This is a genomic window from Polaromonas sp. P1_G4 (assembly GCF_056405475.1).
On sequence record NZ_JBFUCA010000325.1, the window covers coordinates 1 to 4,890 of the forward strand.

Sequence of the window (4,890 nt, forward strand, 5' to 3'; positions counted from 1 at the left end):
CCCTCAAAGTGCTGGCCAACACACGCGCCCACGCGCCGACCGTGCCGGTGATTGTGCGGACGGTAGACGACCACGACCTGGAAAAACTCCAGGCAGCCGGCGCGACAGAGGTCGTGCCGGAGGCCATCGAAGGCAGCCTGATGCTGGCCARCCATGCGTTGGCGCTGGTGGGGGTGCCCATGCGCCGTGTGATCCGCGTCGTGCAGGATCAACGTGACGCCCGGTACAACCTGCTGCGAGGCTACTTTCGCGGCGCCGACGACGACACCGTGAACGAGCTCGAGCAGGAGCGCCTGTCAAACGTCACATTGCCGCTGGGCACCAGGTCTGCCGGGAAACCCCTGGGTGCGGTGGCACTGGGCGCCGGCGGCGTGCGTGTGGTCAGCCTGCGCCGCAGCAATGGCAAGGCCGTGGCCGCGCATGACGAAACATTGCTGGAGGGCGGGGATACGCTGGTGCTGTCAGGCAAGCCCGAGGCATTGGCCATGGCCGAAGAGAAGCTCCTGCGCGGCCGTATCAACTGAGCAGGGGGCCGCCCGTCGCGTGAAGCGTTCGGCGCAGGCACTGACGGCACAATATGGGCGCCACCCACCCCTGGACACGCCATGCCTGACCTGCACAGCCTCACTCACCAGACCGTCGGCCAGTACCTGAAGAACCATATCCGCACCGTGCCCGACTGGCCGGCCCCCGGCGTGCAGTTTCGCGACATCACGCCGCTGCTGCAGAACCCCAAGGTCTTTCGCGTGCTGATCGACGCTTTTGTGCACCGCTACATGGACGGCAAGCTCCGTCCCGACATCGTGGCAGGGCTGGATGCGCGCGGGTTCATCCTCGGCGCCGTCATCGCCTACGAGTTGAATGTTGGCTTTGTGCCGATACGCAAAAAAGGCAAACTGCCCTTCACGACCGTGCAGGAAACCTATGAGCTCGAATATGGAAGCGCCACCGTGGAGCTGCATACCGATGCGGTCAAACCCGGCGACCGGGTGCTGCTGATCGACGACCTGATCGCCACGGGCGGCACCATGATGGCCGGCAAGAAACTGCTGGAGAAGTTGGGCGCCACCGTCACCGAAGGTGCGGCGATTGTTGACCTGCCCGAACTCGGTGGGTCAGAAAAATTGCGGGCAGCAGGGCTGCCGCTGTTCACCTTGATCGACTTTTCGGGGCACTGAACGGAAGGATGCCGTTCTGGAAACTGCCCGGGGTAAACGAGCTYAGCTATAAAAGTTATAGCTGCTTGCGCCCACCCTGATTGGGTTTGAAGCCTATCTGTCTTGTATCTGAAGCCGGCTCGACCTAGTTGAGATCGCCGTACTGCGTGCTGCTCAGCGCTGGTGACGTGCTGAATTCCGGTGGCATTTCGGTGTCTTCAAAGCCCGTCAACAGGGTGTATGAACGTGAGCGCGGGCCGCTTTGCACTTTGACCCCTTTTTCCGGCGCAACTGCCGGGCCTTGCGCGGATGCAGCAACCAAAGCTTGTTTGAAGGCGGCAACTTCGTCGGCCTGGATAGGCTCATACCGTGGTGTTGCGGGTTTGACGGGCACGGGCGCGCGGGTTTCTACATTGGCTTCAGCGTGTGCTACTACGGGTGCATGTACAACGGGTGCTGGTACAACAGGTGCTTGCACGGCCTGCGGTGGCGTCGGGGCCTGTTTGACCACGACCGCCATTTCCTCCAGACGCCAGTACACAGCGGGTACCGTGATCTCAAAGCGCGCTTTGGCGTGCTGTGTGATCGATGCCTCAATTCCACTCAATTGCTCGGACGTGCCGCCGAATGCTTTTGCCAGGTCCATCATGACCAGGAATTCATTGCCGCTCTGGTCGAGCGAAAGAACTTTGAATTTGTAGCTGGCCGAGAGCACGCCGGAGCGGGTCATGGCCTCACGAATTGCTACGTACAACTGCTCGCGGCGGGCGTGACGCTTGAGCTTGCCGGAATCGGCGGGAGCAGGTTGTTCGGGGGAGAGTCGCTGGGGTACGGACGCAGCGCCTTTGTCACGTGCGGCGGACGCGCGTCTTTGTTCGTCATTCGCAGCCGCACCGGCTTGCTGCGGTTTATCGGAAAACCAGTTTAAAAAAGACATGGGCAATGTTCTCGTGATGAATCTTCATTTTCCGTCAATGCACGGAGTGAATCTGTAAGCAATAGCGCAAACGGTTCAGCTGTTGTTTAGCAGCAAATCCTGTGGCCGACTTTATCGAAACACCCGTGCAACTGTCTGGTAAAAAATCACGCCCGTCACGTTTTTGAGAACACCTGTGACGCCCGAAAGTATTACGGCAGGGAGTCAGTTGTCTGATGATGCCAATGCACCCGAGAAAGGGTCGACACTCAGGTCACCGCGACGCGCTTGGGACGGTTATAGAGTCGTTTGGCCATGACCGACCCCTTTGCCATGGTCAGCTCCTATGCAATGGGGCTGTGGCGGTTTGCCAGTTCGAGGAACCGCATCGGGGTGAGGCACCAAAGCTTGCAAGGCGTCGACGCATGGACCGTGGCACTGCGCGGCATGTGCGAGAAAAATGCGCCTTCACCAAGCACAGTACCTGCACCCACCAGCGCCATTCGCACGCGGGCCTTTTCATCTTCGTAATGAACGCTGAGTGTGCCGCTTTCCACAAAATACAGCGTGCGGTCCAGCGCGCCCTGTTCCATCAGCACCTGGCCACTGTTGAGGGCGAAAGGCTGCATGTAGCTGGCCAGGATGTCCCAATGCGGCTGGTTGAATTGACAGCGCAGTGCGTCACTGGCGTGGCAGTGAAGAATGGCCTGGGCAAGGCCCTGAATGTCAAAACGGATGGCGGCAGGTAATGGAGCGTTCATAGTGGGACGGAAGATACCTTCGCACTACATAGCCTGCAAGGGATGTTAACGGCCCCTTACACCTGATACAGGAAAGCCGGAGTTGTAATTTCCCCTCGACAGAAGGCCATTTTTGACCGTTTTGGTGCGTTTTTCGCGGCATGGCGCCGCTTGTCCCCAGACAGGGCCCGTCTGTCGCCGGTTTACTACTTTCCAATACAGAATCTGGAAAAAATTTCGCCCAACAAGTCGTCCGGCGTGAACGCACCGGTGATCTCGCTGAGGTGAAGTTGCGCCTGGCGCAAATCTTCGGCCAGCAGGTCCAGGGCAGGGTGCCCCGCGCGAATCTGCGCATGGGCTCTCCCGAGTTGTTCGGCGACCTGCTGCAGGGCACGCACGTGACGTTCGCGGGCCATGAACACGCCTTCAGGTGCGGCCTGCCAGCCCACGACCTGCAACAGTTGCTTGCGCAGCGCCTGCAGGCCGTCGCCGGTTTTGGCGGAGATCAGAACGCCGCCGCTGATGGTGCCCAGCACATCCGCGTCAGCCGCGTCCGACTTGTTCCAGACGTCGATGATGGGCGTGTTGCGCGGCAGCTCACGGCTCAATACTTCTGCGATGTGTGCGTCAGCGGCCAGGTAATCGGCGGCATGCCGGGTCAGGTCATGCAGGAAGAGCACCGCGTCGGCGCTGGCGATTTCAGCCCACGCGCGTTCGACGCCGATTTTTTCCACTTCGTCGAGTGCCTCGCGCAGGCCAGCGGTGTCCACCACATGCAGCGGCACGCCTTCAATCTGGATCAGCTGCGAAACCTTGTCGCGTGTGGTGCCGGCAATCGGTGTGACGATGGCGAGTTCAGCACCGGCCAGCGCATTGAGCAGCGAACTTTTGCCGGCGTTCGGCTGGCCTGCGATCACCACCTTGATGCCTTCGCGCAGCAAGGCGCCCTGCACCGCGCGCTGCATCACGACGGCCAGCGTCGTCTGCAGGCGCTCAAGCTGGCCCTGCGCGTCTGCCTTTTCCAGGAAGTCGATGTCTTCCTCGGGGAAGTCCAGCGTGGCCTCAACCAGCATGCGCAAGTGGATCAGTTGCTCCAGCAGCGTGTTGACCGCCAGCGAGAATTCACCCGACATTGAACGTGCGGCCGATCGCGCGGCGGTTTCCGTGCTTGCGTCGATCAGGTCGGCAATCGCCTCGGCCTGCGCCAGGTCGATCTTGTCGTTGAGGAAGGCACGTTCGGTGAACTCGCCCGGTTGCGCCACGCGCAGCCCCGGCACGGCCGCCGAACCTGTCTCTGGGTTGAGTGCCGCACCGGCCTCAAGGCATCGCGCCAGCAACAGCTGCAGCACGACAGGGCCGCCGTGCGCTTGCAGCTCCAGCACGTCTTCGCCGGTGTAGGAATGCGGCGCCGGGAAATGCAAGGCGAGGCCCTGGTCGATGGCTACGCCGTGCGCATCCCTAAAGGGAAGGTAGGTCGCCTGGCGCGGTTGAAGCTGGCGGCCGCAAATCGCATCGACGACGGGCGCGATGTGCTTGCCGGACACCCGCACAATGCCCACCGCACCGCGACCGGGCGCAGTGGCGATGGCAACGATGGGGTCGTGGTGTCGGGCCAGCATGGTGGTAGATGTTAAGGGGCAAACCGGATATTGGTGCTATGGCAGAGAGCGCCGCAGCCAAAGCCGGTTTCCCAAGAAAAAGGGCCGCGAAGCGGCCCAATTTTTATTCCGTGTCCGCCTTATTTGAACTTCGGCAGGTTGAACTGCGGCGGCACGCCCATACGCGTGTTGATCACCCACTGCTGCGCGATGGACAGGATGTTGTTGGTAATCCAGTACAGCACCAGGCCAGCCGGGAAGAAGAAGAACATCACGCTGAAGATCAGCGGCATGAACCACATCAGCTTGGCCTGCATCGGATCCGGCGGAGCGGGATTGAGCGCCGTTTGCAGCATGGTCGTCAGGGTCATCAGCACGGGCAGGATGAAGAATGGATCCGGCGCCGAAAGGTCGTGAATCCACAAGATCCAGGGTGCATTGCGCATTTCAACGCTGGACAGCAGCACCCAGTACAGCGC

5 protein-coding genes and 1 pseudogene are annotated in these 4,890 nt (G+C 61.1%); 2 read left to right on the forward strand and 4 right to left on the reverse strand.

Going from position 1 to position 4,890, the window contains the following annotated elements; all coding sequences use genetic code 11:
- Together AC1D1X_RS15665 and AC1D1X_RS15670 are read left to right on the forward strand one after the other, a co-directional pair.
- The coding region (locus tag AC1D1X_RS15665; protein WP_477698609.1) for a TrkA C-terminal domain-containing protein at positions 1-524 on the forward strand (524 nt) is incomplete at its 5' end.
- Positions 525-605: 81 nt separating this feature from the next.
- Entirely contained in the window at positions 606-1,178 is a 573-nt protein-coding gene (locus AC1D1X_RS15670) for an adenine phosphoribosyltransferase (protein ID WP_457281899.1), read from the forward strand.
- Between the two features lie 124 nt (positions 1,179-1,302).
- On the opposite strand, the gene AC1D1X_RS15675 is transcribed toward AC1D1X_RS15670, so the two are convergent.
- The 4 genes and pseudogenes from AC1D1X_RS15675 to yidC all read right to left on the reverse strand — a co-directional run.
- The gene (locus AC1D1X_RS15675; RefSeq protein WP_477670435.1) at positions 1,303-2,094 is read right to left on the reverse strand and encodes a hypothetical protein; all 792 of its coding nucleotides are present in this window, start codon (positions 2,092-2,094) and stop codon (positions 1,303-1,305) included.
- Positions 2,095-2,342: 248 nt separating this feature from the next.
- Positions 2,343-2,834, reverse strand: a pseudogene (locus AC1D1X_RS15680) (Crp/Fnr family transcriptional regulator).
- Between the two features lie 185 nt (positions 2,835-3,019).
- On the reverse strand, positions 3,020-4,432 hold the full coding sequence (gene mnmE / locus AC1D1X_RS15685) for a tRNA uridine-5-carboxymethylaminomethyl(34) synthesis GTPase MnmE (RefSeq protein WP_477670434.1): 1,413 nt from the start codon (positions 4,430-4,432) through the stop codon (positions 3,020-3,022).
- 119 nt (positions 4,433-4,551) lie between these two features.
- On the reverse strand, positions 4,552-4,890 hold a 339-nt coding region (yidC, locus tag AC1D1X_RS15690; RefSeq protein WP_477698610.1), incomplete at its 5' end, for a membrane protein insertase YidC.